Source organism: Rhodococcus sp. BH5 (assembly GCF_027583855.1).
In the GTDB taxonomy this organism is placed as follows: domain Bacteria; phylum Actinomycetota; class Actinomycetes; order Mycobacteriales; family Mycobacteriaceae; genus Rhodococcus_F; species Rhodococcus_F qingshengii.
In genome coordinates this window covers 381,330-399,307 of sequence record NZ_JAJHVW010000005.1, presented here as the reverse complement: position 1 = coordinate 399,307, position 17,978 = coordinate 381,330, and the positions used below count along the sequence as shown (strand labels likewise).

16 protein-coding genes are annotated in these 17,978 nt (G+C 63.1%); 8 read left to right on the top strand and 8 right to left on the bottom strand.

Translation table 11 applies throughout. The features are described 5' to 3' along the window. Positions 1–59: 59 nt before the first annotated feature. The 3 genes from RhoBH5_RS15950 to RhoBH5_RS15940 form a co-directional block, all read right to left on the bottom strand. Positions 60–1,472, bottom strand: coding sequence for a GGDEF domain-containing protein (locus tag RhoBH5_RS15950; protein ID WP_231915827.1), 1,413 nt, complete (start codon positions 1,470–1,472; stop codon positions 60–62). Between the two features lie 187 nt (positions 1,473–1,659). Further along, a complete protein-coding gene (gene bioD / locus RhoBH5_RS15945) occupies positions 1,660–2,343 on the bottom strand; it encodes a dethiobiotin synthase (RefSeq protein ID WP_007733117.1) in 684 nt (227 codons plus the stop codon). Then, complete coding sequence (locus RhoBH5_RS15940) at positions 2,340–3,485, bottom strand: 8-amino-7-oxononanoate synthase (protein WP_007733119.1); 1,146 nt, start codon at positions 3,483–3,485, stop codon at positions 2,340–2,342. Before RhoBH5_RS15940 ends, bioD begins: the two co-directional genes overlap by 4 nt. A gap of 38 nt (positions 3,486–3,523) precedes the next feature. On the opposite strand from RhoBH5_RS15940, the gene RhoBH5_RS15935 reads away from it, so the two are divergent. The 5 genes from RhoBH5_RS15935 to RhoBH5_RS15915 all read left to right on the top strand — a co-directional run bounded on the left by RhoBH5_RS15935 (position 3,524) and on the right by RhoBH5_RS15915 (position 11,496). Beyond that, positions 3,524–4,816 (top strand): adenosylmethionine--8-amino-7-oxononanoate transaminase, encoded by a 1,293-nt coding sequence (locus RhoBH5_RS15935; RefSeq protein WP_030537108.1) that lies wholly within the window; start codon positions 3,524–3,526, stop codon positions 4,814–4,816. A 57-nt stretch (positions 4,817–4,873) separates the two neighbouring features. Then, positions 4,874–7,213, top strand: coding sequence for a glycogen debranching protein GlgX (gene glgX, locus RhoBH5_RS15930; protein ID WP_030537109.1), 2,340 nt, complete (start codon positions 4,874–4,876; stop codon positions 7,211–7,213). Positions 7,214–7,226: 13 nt separating this feature from the next. After that, a complete protein-coding gene (treY, locus tag RhoBH5_RS15925) occupies positions 7,227–9,593 on the top strand; it encodes a malto-oligosyltrehalose synthase (RefSeq protein WP_270008503.1) in 2,367 nt (788 codons plus the stop codon). A gap of 94 nt (positions 9,594–9,687) precedes the next feature. Further along, positions 9,688–10,500: a mycofactocin-coupled SDR family oxidoreductase gene (locus RhoBH5_RS15920; RefSeq protein ID WP_047270120.1), complete on the top strand. Its 813-nt coding sequence runs from the start codon at positions 9,688–9,690 to the stop codon at positions 10,498–10,500. 66 nt (positions 10,501–10,566) lie between these two features. Continuing rightward, positions 10,567–11,496, top strand: a complete 930-nt coding sequence (locus RhoBH5_RS15915) for an NADP-dependent oxidoreductase (protein WP_047270119.1) — start codon at positions 10,567–10,569, stop codon at positions 11,494–11,496. 18 nt (positions 11,497–11,514) lie between these two features. On the opposite strand, the gene RhoBH5_RS15910 is transcribed toward RhoBH5_RS15915, so the two are convergent. Further along, entirely contained in the window at positions 11,515–11,934 is a 420-nt protein-coding gene (locus RhoBH5_RS15910) for a PaaI family thioesterase (protein ID WP_230587613.1), read from the bottom strand. Positions 11,935–11,989: 55 nt separating this feature from the next. Between RhoBH5_RS15910 and RhoBH5_RS15905 the strand changes: the two genes are divergently transcribed. Further along, the gene (locus RhoBH5_RS15905) at positions 11,990–12,583 is read left to right on the top strand and encodes a TetR/AcrR family transcriptional regulator (protein WP_003941729.1); all 594 of its coding nucleotides are present in this window, start codon (positions 11,990–11,992) and stop codon (positions 12,581–12,583) included. 34 nt (positions 12,584–12,617) lie between these two features. On the opposite strand, the gene RhoBH5_RS15900 is transcribed toward RhoBH5_RS15905, so the two are convergent. Continuing rightward, entirely contained in the window at positions 12,618–13,514 is an 897-nt protein-coding gene (locus tag RhoBH5_RS15900) for an EamA family transporter (RefSeq protein WP_042921816.1), read from the bottom strand. Between the two features lie 83 nt (positions 13,515–13,597). On the opposite strand from RhoBH5_RS15900, the gene RhoBH5_RS15895 reads away from it, so the two are divergent. Next, a complete protein-coding gene (locus RhoBH5_RS15895; RefSeq protein WP_042921818.1) occupies positions 13,598–14,488 on the top strand; it encodes a LysR family transcriptional regulator in 891 nt (296 codons plus the stop codon). Between the two features lies 1 nt (position 14,489). Here RhoBH5_RS15895 and RhoBH5_RS15890 read toward each other — a convergent pair whose 3' ends face one another. Genes RhoBH5_RS15890 through RhoBH5_RS15880 form a run of 3 tightly spaced genes read right to left on the bottom strand, consistent with a single transcriptional unit; the run spans position 14,490 to position 15,779 of the window. Beyond that, a complete protein-coding gene (locus RhoBH5_RS15890) occupies positions 14,490–14,846 on the bottom strand; it encodes a PLD nuclease N-terminal domain-containing protein (protein ID WP_003941757.1) in 357 nt (118 codons plus the stop codon). 57 nt (positions 14,847–14,903) lie between these two features. Next, positions 14,904–15,527: a TetR/AcrR family transcriptional regulator gene (locus RhoBH5_RS15885; RefSeq protein ID WP_050655320.1), complete on the bottom strand. Its 624-nt coding sequence runs from the start codon at positions 15,525–15,527 to the stop codon at positions 14,904–14,906. A gap of 57 nt (positions 15,528–15,584) precedes the next feature. After that, complete coding sequence (locus RhoBH5_RS15880) at positions 15,585–15,779, bottom strand: DUF1918 domain-containing protein (RefSeq protein ID WP_003941743.1); 195 nt, start codon at positions 15,777–15,779, stop codon at positions 15,585–15,587. Between the two features lie 179 nt (positions 15,780–15,958). Here RhoBH5_RS15880 and RhoBH5_RS15875 point away from each other — a divergent pair, with 179 nt between their 5' ends. Further along, entirely contained in the window at positions 15,959–17,971 is a 2,013-nt protein-coding gene (locus tag RhoBH5_RS15875; RefSeq protein WP_270008502.1) for an MFS transporter, read from the top strand. Positions 17,972–17,978 lie beyond the last annotated feature (7 nt).

The following is a 17,978-nucleotide window of genomic DNA, read 5'->3' as shown; positions in this document are numbered from 1 at the left end:
CGGTCGACTCCACCACCACGTGCGGACCCGCAACAAACTGCGGGTCCGCACGTATTTCTTCAGCTACCGACCGTGAGCGCCACGGTTCGATTGCGGTCCAACTTCTTCGCTCGATACAACGCCTCGTCAGCGCAATCGACCAATTGCGTCAGGTCTGCGTCGCCGTGGGGTGAACACGCGACACCGATGCTGACCGTCGGCCCGAATTCACCCAATACTGCCGACGAATTCTCCGCTTGCGCGCGTCGAATCATCTCGGCTGTTTCGGTCGCACCCTCGAGATCGACACCGGCCATCAGTACGACGAACTCCTCGCCGCCCAATCGGGCGAAGAGATGCTTGTCATCGAGGTGCCGCCGCACCTGATCGGCAAAACTCACCAACGCCGTATCGCCGGCACGATGACCGAGGTTGTCGTTCACCATCTTGAAGTGATCCAGATCCATCATCAGGACGCTGACCGGACGTCCAGAGTGGCGACGCGGATCGGTCGCACCCGTCACGCTGCCGCCTCGCCGCAAGAATTCGTCCCGGCGCAACGCACCGGTGAGATCGTCGTGGGTGACGGCCTGGGTGAGTGCCTCGAGCGCGCGGCGACGCTCGAGGATCACGCAGGCCACCGCGATCGGCGCTACCGCCAGCAGCGACAATCCGATCTGGACCGACGCGCTGACCGGCGAGACGCCCTCGCTGGACAATCCGAGATGGCCGTCGGCCGTCAGTACCAACGTCCAGGCAGTTGACACAGCGGTGAGCACCGACGTGACAAATACATTGGTGAGCAAGGCTGCAGTCACCAGCGCCGGCATGGCAAACGCGATCGCTCCGGCACCGCCTATCACCCACTCCAAGATGATGCAGACGGCCAGCAGCGCCGTCGGAACGACTGATCGACGCACAAGCGTGGCAACAGCTTTCGGTTCTCGATCCACTCGTCGAAGCGAAGGGAATGTCAGCACCAAGGGGACGATGGTCATGTAGTTGACGAACTCACTCGAGAACCAGAGCAACCAGCCGTCCCACCACTGCCCGCCGAACAGCACGCGGTTCGCGATTCCGCCCACGAGCGCCGCCATCGACGCGGCGGCGACAGTCATCGACACGAGATATCCGACGGACTGAATACTGGTCAGTCGACGGTCCTCACTGTCGACCCAGCGAAAGGCGTAGAAGCCGCTCGCAACCCCGACGATGTTGGCCGCGTTGAGCCACACCGTGGACTCCCATGCCCCACCGGTGATCAGGTCGGCTCCGACATAACCGACTACGACGCAGATCCAGGTGAGCAGTGTGGCGGAACGCGGCGACCGAAAGAGGATCCCGAGTAGCAGCGCGTTCGCCGGCCAGAAGACTGCAAGCGTGCCCGGCAGACGGCTCAGAATTCCGACCAGGCACGAGACGAAGACGACTACGCCGATAAGCAGTGCGCGACGTACGGCCGATGACGACAACGACTTTTCGACCGTGCTCACCACCTACATTCGACTGACCTACTCACAATTCGACAACCACTGTCGGTGACCAAGGCGCCCCGGATGCAGGGTCGCCGCAAGACACCCGTCGAAATATACCGACCGGAATCGTACGCGAGGGACGTCGAAACCCAAGGCGCCCCACTGTGCCTTGGCTATCGATGCGGACAAATCGGATGTTACGTCGTCAGTTGGTCAAATGAAGTTCACCGAGCGTGATCGAAGCGGTGCGAGCAAACTCTCGGACACTCGCGCCTCCACTTCCGGCAGGCATTACCCCGAGAAGGGGAACACCGCTGACTGAAACCAGATCCTCGCGATTGCATCTCTCGGCGAGGTCCGGTTCCTGCGGCCACGAACCGATCACCAACCCGGCGCAGTCCACGCCGGATGCACGTAGGGCTTCCACGGTCAGTGCGGTGTGGTTGAGCGTGCCCAGGCCGGACGCAACCACCAGCACCACTGGCACTGCCAGAGCCGCGGCAAGATCGCGAGCGGTGAACCCGTCGACGCCCAAGCGGACCAGCAAGCCGCCGGCGCCTTCGATCAGGGTCAAGTCGTGGGTGGTGTCCAGGTCGCGAGCAACTCGGACTACTTCGTCGAGCGCCAACAACGGCAGACCACTTCGACGGGCAGCAGTATCCGGCGCCAAAGGTTCGGGATACCGCGCCAACTCGACCAGCGTCACGCCGCCGCCGGTCAGACGCTCGATCTCGGCCAGATCACCCGCACCGTCCACGTCGACGCCGGTCTGGGCCGGTTTGAGCACTGCAACCGACTTTCCCGACTGCAAGGCCACCGATGCCAATGCGGCTGTCACCACTGTTTTTCCGACGTCGGTCGACGTTCCGGTCACCAGGAAAATGCTCATGCTCGGGCTCCGGCCAATACTTCGCGCAGTACGAGAGCGATCTGCTCCATCTCGGATGCGGACAGCGTCGCTCGTGCGGTCAGACGCAGCCGTGACGTTCCTTCCGGAACCGACGGCGGGCGGAAGCAACCGACATGCAACCCCTGATCCCGGCACGCCGACGCGGCATCGAACGCCCGCTGCGGATCACCGAGAACGACTGAGACGACAGCAGATTCAGGCGACGGAGCACCGGTGACGTCCGCCAACTCGGATGCCCGGGCCAGGACGTCGAGCGCTCGCGTCGGCTCACGCTGGAGTACGGCGAGTGCAGCCCTGGCCGCGCCTACGGCGGCCGGTGCGAGACCGGTGTCGAAGATGAACGTTCTTGCCGCGTCGATGAGATGCGCGCGGATCTTGTTGTCACCGAGCACAACTCCGCCCTGGCTGGCGAGCGACTTGGACAGTGTTGCCGTCACGACGACGTCGGGTTCACCGGCCAGGCCCGACTCGTGGACGAGTCCACGTCCACCGGCACCGCGCACACCGATGCCATGCGCCTCGTCGACCAACAGGATCGCCCCGTACTCGCGGCACACCTGATGCATCTGCCGCAGTGGCGCGAGGTCTCCGTCGGCACTGAAGACCGAATCGGTGACGACCAGCGCTCGCTCTTCCACTCTGCTGCGCAACGTGTCGGCGAGAAAGCCCACGTCCGAATGCGGAGCAACGGCGACCCGAGCACGTGACAGGCGGCAGGCATCCACCAGCGAGGCATGCGATCCCGCATCGGAGACGATCAACGACCCTGGACCCGAGAGCGCCGTCACCGCGCCGAGATTGGCTGTGTAACCGGAGGAGAAGACAAGTCCGGAGTCCGCCCCGACGAACTCGGCCAGTTCGACTTCGAGCAGTTCGTGTTCGGTGGTGGTGCCGGTGACCAGACGAGAGCCCGTGGCGCCCGCGCCCCAACGGCGCAGAGCCGCCGCGGCACCCTCGATCACATCGGGGTGCCGCACGAGTCCGAGGTAATCGTTCGACGCCAGGTCGATCAACGGGGAGTCGACCGTGCGAGGACGGAGTTCGCGACGCAGTCCAGCGGCCCTGCGGTCCGCTTCGACGGCCGTCAGCCAATTCAGCGAGGTGTTCACTTTTCCGACCATACTTGAACACCGTTCAACTCAATGGTTAGGGTGCATCCGTGCTCACAACCGGACTTGATCCCCATGACGTCTCCGCCATCGATGCCGATGTCCTCTGGCATCCGTACGGATCGTTTCCCGCGTCGACTCGTCCGCTGATCGTCGACTCTGCGCAGGGGGCTACCCTGACGCTCTCCGACGGCCGCCGATTGGTCGACGGGATGAGCTCGTGGTGGGCCGCCATTCACGGCTACCGCAATCCCGTGCTCGACACCGCCGCCGCACGGCAGCTCGGCAAAATGAGCCATGTCATGTTCGGCGGACTGACGCACGAACCCGCCGCTCGCCTCGGGCGACTGCTCGTCGACATCACACCACCTCACCTCGACAAGGTGTTCCTCTCCGACTCCGGTTCGGTGGCGGTCGAAGTCGCAGTGAAGATGTGCCTGCAGTACTGGCGGAGCCTCGGAAAGCCGTCGAAGAATCGTTTGATGACCTGGCGCGGCGGATACCACGGTGACACCTTCACCCCCATGAGCGTCTGCGATCCCGACGGCGGCATGCATTCTCTCTGGACCGACGTCCTGCGCCCTCAGGTCTTCGCGCAGGCTCCCCCGGCGGGCTATCTCCCCGAATACGTGCAGGAGTTGGAATCGCTCTTGGCCGAGCATCACGAGGACCTCGCAGCGGTGATCGTGGAACCGGTGGTCCAAGGCGCCGGCGGAATGCGTTTCCACGATCCCGCGTACCTGATCGACCTGCGTAACCTCTGCGACAAGTACCAAGTCCTCCTGGTCTTCGACGAGATCGCGACCGGATTCGGACGCACCGGAGAATTGTTCGCCGCCGATCACGCCGGCGTCAGTCCCGACGTCATGTGCGTCGGCAAGGCACTGACCGGCGGGTACATGAGTCTGGCGGCAACGCTGTGCACCACGGAGATCGCGGAGACCATCACTGCCGGTGAGGGCGGCGGGCTGATGCACGGCCCCACCTTCATGGGCAATCCACTCGCGTGCGCCGTCGCGGTGGCGTCGACCGAACTTCTGCTTGCGATGGACTGGCGGCGTGACGTCGCAACCCTCGAACGTGGCCTCGCTCGAGGCCTCGCCGAAGCCGTCACAATTCCCGGGGTCGTCGACGTCCGCGTCAAAGGCGGAATCGGAGTGATCGAACTCGAACAGCCGGTCGACATGCAGAGCGCGACCGATGCAGCCGTCGACGCCGGCGTCTGGCTCCGGCCGTTCCGCAACCTCGTATACGCGATGCCTCCGTACCTGTGTTCGGAGGCAGAGGTGGAACAGATCACAGCCGGAATGCTTGCAACCGCCCGCAGCCAGGCGAAACGGTGATCGGCACCGTAGACAGTCGACGAGATTCGATCGGCTGCACCCGATAGGGTCTGATTCATGGATCAACCGCCGAGCGAGACCTCAGCCACTCCCATCCCGGTATGGCCTGGCAGTGCGTACCCACTCGGTGCCACCTACGACGGCGCTGGGACCAATTTCTCGCTCTTCTCCGAGGTCGCCGAGGCCGTCGAGCTGTGCCTGATCGCCAAGGACGGAACCGAAACCCGCATTCGGATGGACGAGGTCGACGGTTACGTCTGGCATGCGTACCTTCCGTCGGTATCCCCCGGCCAGCGATACGGCTACCGCGTACACGGGCCGTACGATCCGGCTGCAGGTCTGCGATGCGATCCGAGCAAACTCCTGCTGGACCCATACGGAAAAGCGTTCGACGGAGACTTCGACGGAGACCGTTCGCTGTTCTCGTACGACGTCGAATCGGCGGCGGACCCCGAACCTTCAGGAGACGACGAATCTCCCGCCGTGGGGCCGCAAGAGGCTACCGACGAAACGAGTTCGGAAGCCGAATCGGACGAGGTGGGCCTCGAAGACGACTCGCCCACGGGCGATCAGGAATCGGACGAGATCCTCGAGCCCGAACCCTTCGAGCCGGAACCACTCGTCGACGAACCCGCCACCATCCCTTTCCCCCAACATGATTCGCTCGGCCATACGATGTCGACCGTCGTCATCAACCCGTTCTTCGATTGGGCGTCCGACCACTCGCCGAAGCGTCCGTATCACGAGACGGTCATCTACGAAGCGCACGTCAAGGGTATGACCGCGACGCATCCCGGAGTTCCGGAGGAATTGCGCGGCACGTACGCGGGGCTCGCTCATCCGGTGATCATCGAGCACCTCACCGATCTGGGTGTCACGGCGATCGAACTGATGCCGGTCCACCAGTTCATGCACGATCAGGTGCTTCTCGACCAAGGTCTGCGAAACTACTGGGGTTACAACACCTTCGGCTTTCTCGCTCCACACACCGACTACTCCTCGGCCACGAAACCCGATGCGGCCGTAGCGGAATTCAAAGCCATGGTGCGCAGCTTCCACCAGGCGGGTATCGAAGTGATCCTCGACGTGGTCTACAACCACACCGCCGAGGGCAATCACATGGGGCCGACCATCAGCTTCCGCGGTATCGACAATGCCGCCTACTACCGCCTGGTCGACGGCGACGAAGAGCACTACATGGACTACACCGGAACGGGCAACAGCCTCAACGCCCGTCATCCGCATACGCTGCAATTGATCATGGACTCTCTGCGGTACTGGGTCACGGAGATGCACGTCGACGGTTTCCGCTTCGACCTCGCCTCGACACTCGCCCGTGAACTGCACGACGTGGACCGCCTTTCGGCCTTCTTCGATCTCGTGCAACAGGATCCGATCGTCAGTCAGGTGAAGCTGATCGCCGAACCGTGGGACGTCGGCGAAGGCGGTTACCAGGTCGGCAACTTCCCCGGCCTGTGGACCGAATGGAACGGCAAATACCGCGACACCGTCCGCGACTACTGGCGTGGTGAGCCGGCAACGCTGGGGGAGTTCGCCTCCCGTCTCACCGGATCCTCTGATCTCTACGAGGCCACCGGACGTCGCCCTGGCGCGAGCATCAACTTCGTCATCGCTCACGACGGTTTCACCCTCCACGACCTAGTCTCGTACAACGAGAAGCACAACGAAGCCAACGGCGAGAACAACAACGACGGCGAATCGCACAACCGATCGTGGAACTGCGGGGTCGAAGGCCCCACCGACGACCCGGAAATCCTCGAACTGCGTGGCCGTCAGAGCCGGAACATACTGGCTACGCTGATGCTCAGCCAGGGCACCCCGATGCTTGCTCACGGCGACGAGATGGGCCGAACTCAGCAGGGTAACAACAACGTTTACTGCCAGGATTCGGAACTGTCATGGATGGATTGGACTCTCGCGGAAACCAACGCCGACCTCGTCGAGTTCACCAAGCGCGCAATTGCCTTGCGCGCCAAGAACCCGGTCTTCCGGCGTCGTCGATTCTTCGAGGGGCGACCTATTCGAAGCGGCGATCAGAGTCGCGACATCGCCTGGCTCACGCCGTCTGGCGAAGAGATGACTCCGGCCGACTGGGACAGCGGTTTCGGCAAGTCGTTGGCTGTCTTTCTCAACGGTGACGCGATCCCGGAACCGAACTACCGTGGCGAGCGCGTCACCGGAGATTCGTTCCTTCTCTGCTTCAACGCCCACTACGAAGATCTCGAATTCTCCACCCCCAACGCGGACTACGCGTCGGAGTGGACCGTCGTACTCGACACCTCGGTCCCCACCGGTGAGAGCGATACCGTGATCAAAGCCGGAACAACATTGGATGTAAAAGCGCGAGCATTGACGGTACTTCGCAGAACCGCTTGAGGGAGACGTGCACATGGCCCCGATAACCAGCACCTACCGACTGCAGTTGCGACCGGATGCATTCACTCTTCGTGATGCGGCCGCACAGGTGGACTACTTCGAGGCATTGGGGGTCTCACATCTCTATCTCTCCCCCATCCTCACGGCAACGTCCGGATCGACGCACGGCTACGACGTCACCGATCCGACAACCGTGTCCGAAGGACTTGGTGGCCGCGAGGCCCTGGTGGAGCTCTCGCGCGCCGTTCGATCACGTGGGATGGGCCTGATCGTCGATCTGGTCCCCAACCATGTCGGTGTCGCCAAACCTCGCGAAAATGCTTGGTGGTGGGACGTTCTCACGCACGGGCAGTCGTCGGAGTACGCGCATTTCTTCGACATCGATTGGGCCGAGGACAACGGAGCCAACGGCGCCGACGGCAAACTCTCACTCCCGGTACTGGGCAGCCCGGACGATCTCGACGCACTGACTGTCGAGAAAGATGGCGAGGAAACACTTCTCGCGTTCTACGAGCACCGCTTCCCCATCGCTGCCGGTACTGAATTCGGATCTCCACAGGAGGTGCACTCCAGGCAGTCGTACCGACTCGTACCGTGGAACGCCGGGATCGTCAACTACCGACGGTTCTTTTCCGTCAACGAACTCGCTGCGCTGCGCCAGGAGGACCCCCAAGTCTTCGAACTCTGCCATCGGCAAGTGAAGTCGTGGGTCGACGAAGGACTGATCGACGGCGTTCGCATCGATCATCCGGACGGACTCGCGAATCCGGCGGAATATCTCGGGCGCCTGCGAGAACTGATCGGACCAGATCAGTGGCTCGTGATCGAAAAGATCCTCGGCCATACGGAACCACTCGATCCGATGCTCCCGATCGACGGCACCACCGGATACGACGCCCTCAATCAGCTGGGCGGCATTTTCGTCGATCCCGCCGCCGAACTCGAATTGACCGAACTCTCGGCAGATCTGACCGGCGACGACGGGGACAGTACGTGGTTGCATCACACCGAACGTCAGTTCAAACGCGACACCGGGCGCGGTGACCTGGCACCGGAGGTTCGCAGGCTCGTACGTGCAATCCGACGCGAAACCGGAAGTCGTTGCAGTGAGACCGAACTGAACGACGCAGTTGTCGTCGCGATCGCTCGGATGCCGGTGTACCGATCCGACTACAGTCCCCTCGCCGGTTTGGCCGCTCGGATCGTCGGCGACATGCACGAATTGGCTCCCGGACATGAACCATCGTTCAACGTGTTGGCGCAATCCCTGGTGAACAGCGGTGAAGCCTCAGTTCGCTTCCAGCAGGTGTGTGGCGCTGTCATGGCCAAGTCCGTCGAAGATCGACTCTTCTATCGGACGGCGCGCCTGGTCTCACGTCAGGAAGTCGGCGGCAACCCGGCATCGCTTGCCGTCTCCGTCGCCGAATTCCATCTCCACAACGCGGACCGAGCGAAGCGGTGGCCGCGCGCGATGACGAGTCTGTCCACTCACGACACCAAACGCGGCGAGGACGTGCGGGCACGGATCGGTGTTGTGTCTCAGGTGCCGACGCTGTGGGCCCGGCTGATTCGCGAGTGGGAAGACGTGTGCCCCAGCCCTGATCCGCTTACCGGATTGTTCTTGTGGCAGAACATCATCGGTGTGTGGCCGGCGGACGGCCGCTCGGCAGCCTCGGTTCCAGAGCTGCGCGAGCGTTTGCACGCCTATGCGGAGAAAGCCGTCCGCGAGTCCGGCGCCAGAACTTCCTGGAACGATCCGGACGTCGACTTCGAGTCGGCAGTGCACCGCTGGATCGACGAGGTGATCGACGGCCCGGTCGGTGATTCGGTCAGCGAATTCGTCGGCCGGATCGCGCGTCACGGCTGGTCGGACTCTCTGGGCCAAAAGCTGCTCCAACTTCTCGGGCCCGGCGTTCCCGACGTCTACCAGGGCACTGAGCTGTGGGAGGACTCGTTGGTCGATCCGGACAACCGGCGGCTTGTCGACTACGGAACGAGGCGATCACTGCTCGATTCCGGCGCCGCGCCGATCGACGCAACAGGAACCGCAAAGTTGCACCTCGTTCGCACGGCACTGACACTGCGGCGGGAGAACCCCTCGTGGTTCGATCACGGTGAGTACCGGCCGGTCTTCGCTTCAGGTTCCGGATCCGGTCATCTGGTCGGCTTCTCGCGCGGCCCGGCAGGTGATCCGCCTATGGTCGTTGCTCTGGCGACGCGACATTCGCTCAGACTCTCGTCGCACGGTTGGAGAGATACGCGAGTGGACCTGCCAGATGGCGAATGGGTCGACGCACTGAGCGGACAACCCGTCTTGTCTTCGGATGCGCGGGACATCTTCGCTGCCGGGCCATGTGCCCTGTTGACCAGGGTGCGCTGAGCGGTTTCCGCTGACTGGGCATTCACCCCCGAAAAGAACTTCGTCGCGCTAACTTCCGAAGAGCAGATCATCACCACTAGTCGGAGGTTTGAGCATGGCCGCCAGTCGATTCACCGGAAAAGTTGCCTTCATCACCGGAGCCGCCCGTGGTCAGGGGCGCGCCGAAGCTGTCCGGCTGGCAGAAGAGGGCGCAGACATCATCGCCGTCGACGCGTGTGTTCAATTCGAATCCACCTCGTATGCCGGCGCCACCGACGACGACCTGGCCGAGACAGTCGAAATGGTCAAGGCCCTGGACCGTCGAATTGTCGCTACCAAGACCGACGTTCGCGACTTCTCTGCGCTGTCCGCGGCGCTCGCGGCCGGCATCGACGAATTGGGGCGACTTGACGTCGTCGTCGCGAACGCCGGAATCTGTTCTGCCAACATGTCCTGGGAAATCACGCCCGAGCAGTGGCAGGAAACGCTCGACGTCAACCTGACCGGCGTCTTCCACACCGCCAAGGCAGCGATCCCGCACCTGATCAAGCAAGGCACCGGTGGCTCGATCATCTTCACCAGCTCCGTCGCCGGCCTGCGCGGCCTCCCCTTCCTCGGCCATTACGTCGCGAGCAAACACGGCATCACCGGTCTGGCCAAGACGATGGCCTCGGAGTTGGGGCAGTACAACATTCGGGTCAACACCATCCACCCACACGGCGTGGAAACCGGAATGCAGATGACGGACATGCGGCCGCTCATCGACGCCAACGCCCACACACTCGGTCCGATCTTCATGCAGACCTTGCCCGACCCGGTCAGCCAGCCGGAGGACATCGCCGCCGCCGTCGCGTTCCTCGGTTCCGACGAGGCCCATCACATCACCGGCATCGCGATGCCGCTCGATCTGGGCACCCTGATCCGCTGATCGAATCTTCTCGAGTTTTTCCCGTCCTCGGGGAATATCGTTTCCCCGAGGACGGTTGCGCGAGACATGACCAAAACTGTTGTAGCGCAGACGTACGGCACGCCCGAGGTCCTGAAGCTGGTGGACGTCGATTTACCGGCACCGAAATCAGGTGAAGTCCTGGTCGACGTGAAGGCGATCGGCGTCAATCCCTTCGACTTCAAGCTCTACAGCGGCGCTTTCGGCACCGACCCCGAGAAACTTCCCATCCGCCTCGGCGGCGAGGCAGCGGGCGTCGTCTCGGCTGTCGGCGACGGCGTCACAAATGTGAACGTCGGCGACGAAGTGATCGTCAGCCCCGGCAACGGCCTCTACTCCGAACAAGTAGTCGTGCCGGTCTCCTCTGTCACCGCGAAGCCCGCAGGCATCAGCTGGGAACAGGCAGCCGGCCTCCTTCTGGTCGGCGGAACTGCAGTCGACGCCCTCGACACCATTCGGGTCGGTTCCGGCGACACCGTTCTCATCCACGGCGCGTCCGGCGGCGTCGGCGCGATCGCTGTTCAGCTGGCAGTTGGTCGCGGAGCTACGGTGATCGGCACTGCGGGAGCCTCGAATCAGGATTACGTGCGCTCGCTCGGCGCCACGCCTGTGCTCTACGGCCACGGCCTCGAAGCGCGTGTCCGTGAACTCGCGCCGAACGGCGTCGATGCGGCGTTCGACACCGCCGGAACGGACGAAGCCGTCGATGCATCTCTGGCTTTGGTCACCGACAAGAGTCGCATCGTCACCATCGTCGCGTTCGGACGCGCCCAGACCGACGGCTTCGCTTCCGTCGGCGGAGGCAATCCGGCAAGTGCGGAAGCGCGTTTGAAGGCACGATCCGAACTTGTCGAACAAGCCGGTTCCGGACACCTCATCGTGAAGATCGCCAAGACCTTCCCGCTAGCGGACGTGGCACTCGCTCACACCGAGTTGCAGAGTTCGCACCCCGCGGGAAAGTTCATCCTCGTTCCGTGACCTTCAGCTCTGTCTTGCCTAGGCCTTAGGGGCGAGTGGAACCAACAGGGTGGTGCCGAACGCGACGAGCACCGATTCGCCTTCGCGTTCGGCATGTACCTCGGCAGTGACGAACACCTGCTTGCGCCCGGCCTTGACCGAGCGCGCCGTAGCGACAAATGCGGTTCCGACGCCCGGACTCACGAAATTGACCGCGCAGTTGGACGCCGCCACGACACCTACCTGGGTGAAAGCAGCAAATCCGCACGCGGTGTCGACGAGTCCCGCCACAAGCGCAGCGTGCAGGTGTCCCGAGTACTGGCCCAGATCCTCACGCCATTCGAGCCGCAGACAAACGCGACCCGGTTCGGCCTCCGTGACTTCGAATCCGGCCCACCGGTTGAAGGCCGCCGAGGCGTTGACCGCGCGCAACTGTTCGAGCATTTCAGAATTTCCCATGTAGACCAGTCTACATAGATTGTGGTGGATCGCTGGGGTGTTTAAGCTCCAACTCGTGGCGACTCCCCCGAAACACCGCGAAGCACTCGTACGAGCTGCGGCCGATCTGTTTCGCCGCCAGGGGTATGCGGCAACGGGCCTCAACGAGATCCTCAAGTCGAGCGGGGCGCCGAAAGGTTCGCTCTACCACTACTTTCCCGGCGGCAAAGAGCAGATCGGCGAAGAGGTCGTCCGCGTCGGCGGGCAGTTGGTCACCGACACCCTGACCGAACTCGCCGACAGCCAATCGGACGCCGGGTCGCTGCTGCGCGAGTACGCGCGGTTGCTCGCCGGATGGGTGAGCGATTCGGATTTCCACGAAGGCTCGCCGATCACGACGGTGTTGTTGGAACTTGCCCCCGATTCGGAGAGCGTGACAGCCGCCGGACAGGCGGTGTATCGACAGTGGACTTCGCTACTGCGCGACACACTGATCGCGTCCGGGGTCGGACGTGCGCGAGCGGAACGGCTTGCCGTCCTGGCAGTGTCCGCGCTCGAGGGCTCGCTGGTGCGGGCTCGCGTCGAACGATCCGGTCAGCCGATTCTCGATTCCCTCGGCGAGGTCGCCGACGTGTTCGACGGAGCAATCGCCGCGGCGCACTCGCACTGAGCGAACGCGACCTGAGCGAACGGCACTCTCGGTCTCATGAAGGCGCCGAAAGGTACGTTCGCTCGGAATCGGAGGGTGGCTCAGTCGGCTTCCGGGCGCCACCTCGAGCACCACCGCGGGCCGCGCCGATCCCTGCGACGACGACGCACGCGATACCTGCCACGGCCAGAACACTCGGAACCTGTTGCAGCACAACCAGACCGATAAGCTGCGCGAAAGCAGGCTCGAGACTCATCAGCGTGCCGAACGCCGCCGTGGACAGCCTTCGCAACGAGACCATCTCCAGAACGAACGGCACGACGGGCAGCAAGATCGCGAGTCCGAGGCCCACGAGAATCAGATGCGGAGTCAGCCGCCCGATAGCCGAGTGGCCTACGGCAATTGTCGCGGCCAACCCGGCTACCGCCATCGACACCGCCAGCCCGTTGATACCGGCAACCTCGTCGCCGACGCGCTGGGTGAGCAGTATGTACATCGCCCAGCAGAGCGCCGCACCGAGTGCGTACGCCACACCGACCAGATCGACTGTCCCGGCCCACGGTTCGGTGAGAAGCACGACGCCCACGCCTGCCAGAACCGGCCACAGAACGCGGCCACGCCCCCGGAGCAAAGCAACCGTCAGCGGACCCAAGAATTCCAATGCGCTTGCTGTCCCCAGCGGAAGGCGCTCCACCGCTGCCATGAACAGGAGCGTCATGCCTGCGGTGACCACACCCAGAACCACGCAAGCCAGAAACGCCTTGCGAGTGAACGCCGAAGGGCGGGGCCTGACGATGATCAGAAGAATGATGCCTGCCCAAGCGAGTCGTAGCCACGCCGCTCCGTCTGCGCCGAGCTGATCGATCAGGCCCACCGACACGGCGAGCCCGAGCTGCACGCACAACATCGCCAAAACAGCCAGGCCCACTCCGGCCCGCGCTTTCGTATCCATAGCTGAATTGAACGGGAGGCCAACCGTTCGTGTCCACGCGATTTTGACCTACATTATGTTCACGATTAGTGAATGATCGAAGGATGGAAACCCGTCGACTCCATCTCCTCCTCGAACTCTCCCGCTTGGGTTCGATGCGTGCGGTCGCCGAAGCGCACAACCTCACGACGTCGACAGTGTCCCAACAACTCGCGGCCTTGACCGCGGAGACCGGTACCGCACTGATCGAGCCCGACGGTCGCCGGGTGCGGCTGACGCCGGCCGGTCAACGACTGGCCGATCATGCCGTCACCATCCTGGCAGCCGTCGATGCAGCTCGCCTGGACCTCGATCCGGACGCGGAACCGGTGGGGACCCTGCGAGTCGGCGGATTCGCAACTGCGATCAGAACCGCGATGCTCCCCGTCGCTCGAAGCCTGCAACGCAGTCACCCGCAGGTGGACGTGATGATCTACGAATACGAACCCGTCGAGGCTTTTGCACTCCTCGAACGCGACGATCTAGACCTCGCACTGACGTACGACTACAACCTTGCCCCCGCGTCGCCGAGCCCACTACTCGAAGCAATTCCGCTCTGGTCGACGCCATGGGGACTGTGTGTTCCCGACGACGCCAAAGCTCCCGACAAGTCCACAGAATCCGGAATCGATCTCCGCGCCTTCGCCGACACGTCATGGATAGTGAACTCACGCAACACGGCAGACGAGCGCGCTGTGCGAACCCTCGCGTCGCTGGCCGGGTTCACCCCTCGGATCACTCACCAGATCGACAGTCTCGACTTGGTCGAACTCTTGATCCTCAGTGGTTACGGCGTGGGGCTGATGCCGCTCGAACGCAAGACTCGCGAAGGCGTGCGCGTCGAACCACTCGTCGATCCGCCCGTCATCCTCACTGCCTATGCGGTGACGCGTCGCGGCCGATCGTCGTGGCCGCCGCTTCGGCTCGTGTTGGACCGACTCACGGCCTACCGATAACTCACATCCGATCAGCGTCGCCGTCGCGGCGCTGCTGCTTGGCAATTCGACGCTGCTCTTCCGCCCGCTCGCGGCACTGACGCAAGAAGGCTTCGTCCGCCGCCGGATCCTGCGCAACGGCACGTCCCGGGCGCTCGTATTCGCCGTAACCGGTTGGGCCGACGTAACCGCGGGGCGCGTTCTGTCCGCGCCCGACCACCAGCCACAGAACCGATCCCAAAGTAGGAAGGAAGATGATGATCAGAATCCAGACGACCTTGGGTAGGTACTGGATGTAGGCGTCATCTCTCGTGATGGCGTCGACGATGCAGAAAATCCACAGCAACATCGTGATGAGGCCGAACAAGGCATAGGGCACGCTGGCGATTCCTCCCGAGAATAAAAAACCCTCGCCATGCTAACGAAAACAGACCAATTAGTACATTAGATTCTGGCGAATGTTGAACTCGAGCCATCCTCGGTACGCATCGACGTCCCATCCACTGACCCGACGCAATTGCTGATGAAGCTGAGGCGAGACGAAAGCGGCAAGTATGCCCGCGGCTTTCTCGAGCGAAATCTCAGGCCTCAACAAGCCATGCTCGGAGAGACCCTCGGCTATCGACATCGCATTGACGGCCGACTGATCCGACGACTCCTCGGATAGTCGACGCATGTCGGCATCCGCACCCGAGGATTCGACCGCGACCATCATCAGAGCGCCGGCACGTTCGAGCAGTCCGATGCCCTGAGCCACGATCTGGGAGACGATCCGGCGAACGTCATCGGGGTCCGAGGCCAGGTTCGGCGCGCCGAGTGGAACCTCTTCGGCATCGAGCGCCGCAGCGAGGGCCGCTTCGAAGATCTCGAGTTTCCCGCCGGGGAAGGCTGTGAACACCGTCCGATCGGCGACGCCGGCCGAGGCGGCAATCTGCTTGACGGTGGCTTTGACATACCCGTCTCGAACAAACAAGGCCGTCGCCGCATCACGAATGAGTTCACGCGTTCGCTGCGCGGAAGCTTCACGCACGCGGGAGTGGTACTGGCGTCTGCCCTCCATTGCGCACACTTTAGCCGCATTCGATGCAACGACCATGCATGGAAAGAATCGTGCAGCTCAGGAGCCTTTTCCGGGGTGATCTATCCAGCCGTCGCTACCGGGAAACACCAACGCCTCGTGGCCGTTGTCGTACCTGACCAGATACGGAGGACCGCCGTCCTCGCCGTGCACCTCGAGAACCTCGGCAGTTACCTCCGCCTGCCCCACCACGCGCCCCTGGACGTGGAGACGGTCACCCACTTCGGCATGCATCACTCCTCCTCGCTGCCCGCTCGCGCAGGCGCAGACCAACCACTGACGTTGTTCCCGCCATGCCGACTCGGAAACCCCGGGGCGAGTTGCCGTCGTGAGAAATCGCATATTCACCGAAGGTGACACCGACCGGTGAACAGTGGTTCACTCATGGGTGAATTCCCGTTCACCATCGCCGCGTGAAGGACCGTCTCTTGGCATTGCACTCGTCTCCGACCACTCGCCGTTCAAGTCGGCTCATTACCGCAATTCTCTGTCTTTCCGGCACCGTGGTCGCGCTGCAACAAACGATGGTCATTCCGTTGTTGCCCGATTTCCCGAAGATCCTCGGCGTCAGCGCTGACGACGCCTCCTGGCTCGTCACCGTCACGCTCCTCACGAGTGCCGTCGCCACTCCGATCGTCTCCCGCCTGGCAGACATGTTCGGAAAACGACGCATGATGCTGATCTCGATGACGATGATCGTGGTCGGATCACTGGTCGCGGCGATCGGCGGCAACTTTGTCGCCCTGCTGATCGGACGTGGTCTCCAGGGCTTCGCGATCTCGATGATCCCCGTCGGAATCAGCATCATGCGCGACGAACTGCCCAAGGAGAAGGTGGCGTCGGCAACAGCGTTGATGAGTGCCACTCTCGGAATCGGCAGCGCACTCGGGCTCCCGCTGTCCGGGTTGATCTTCGAGCATCTGGGCTGGCCCGCCATCTTCTGGCTCTCGGCGATCGTGGGCGTCCTGCTGATCATCGCGGTAGCCGTCGTCGTCCCGGAATCGAGTGTTCGTACCCGCGGCAAATTCGACTTCCTGGGCGCGGTCATGCTCTCGACAGCACTCACGGCGATCCTCCTCGCCATCTCCAAGGGCGCCAGTTGGGGGTGGACGAGCGAACTGACATTGCTGATGTTCGTCATCGGAATCGTGACTCTCGCATTGTGGTTCCCTTACGAACTCCGCGTCACCCAGCCGATGGTCGATCTTCGAACGTCGGCCAAGCGGCCTGTTCTGCTGACCAACGTCGCCTCGATCCTCGTCGGCTTCTCGATGTACGCGAACAACCTCTCCACCACCCAACAACTTCAGATGCCGAAGATCTCCGGCTACGGCTTCGAACTGGGCGTGATGGCGGCCGGACTGTGCATGATTCCGGCAGGCCTCGCGATGGTCTTCTTCGCGCCCGTCTCCGCGAACATCACGAAGCGATTCGGAGCCAAGATCACCCTGATCGTCGGCGGCACGGTGCTCGCGCTCGCCTACATCGCGCGAGTGTTCCTGACCGGTTCGATAGCACTGATCATCATCAGCGCGGCGGTGGTCAGCATCGGAACCGCAATCGCCTACTCCGCGATGCCGATGCTGATCATGCGATCGGTTCCGATCACCGAAACCGCGTCGGCAAACGGCCTCAATTCGCTGCTCCGCTCAGTCGGTACTTCCACGTCCAGCGCGGTGGTTGCCGCCATGCTCACTTCGATGGTCATCCCGTCCGGGCCGGGCGAGGGCCTTCCGTCGATCGACGCCTTCAAGAACATCTTCTGGCTGGCCGCCCTCGCCGCCGTGGCTGCTGCCGCTGCCGCTGCGTTCATTCCTCGCCGCGGCGCAAAACCGGAAGCGGCACTTCGCCCGGTGACCCCGGAAGGGTTCGAGCTTCCCGACGCCGCCGTGTCCGAAACGGAAATTGTGGTTGCCGGTCGTGTGGTCCGGGCCGACAGCCGACCGATCCGGCAGGCCGTTGTCACCGTGATGGACATGGAGGGGCGACCGATCGACTGGAGTCGCGCCGACAACGAGGGCAACTTCTCCCTCGCACTACCCCGGCCCGGACGGTACTTGGTAGTGACGAGTGCCGACGGTTGGTCCCCGAGATCACAGGTAATCAGCTTCGACAGCGCGCAATCGACGCACACCGTCGAACTCGGTGACCGCCTCACCATCTCCGGCAAGGTCGGAGTCGGCGGCCGAACAACCTCGGGAACCGTCGTCACACTCACGAAACCGACCGGCGAATTCGTCGCATCCACGGTCACCGACGGAACCGGGCACTACGGAATCGCACTTCCCACATCCGGCCGGTACATCCTGACCGCGCTGACCGAGAGCGGACACGGCACATTGGCTCGTCAGATAGCGGTCATCGCGCAGTCCACCGTCGTCGACTTCGACGTACCCGTCGATGCCGAGCCGTTGACGACAGTATGAACGCCAG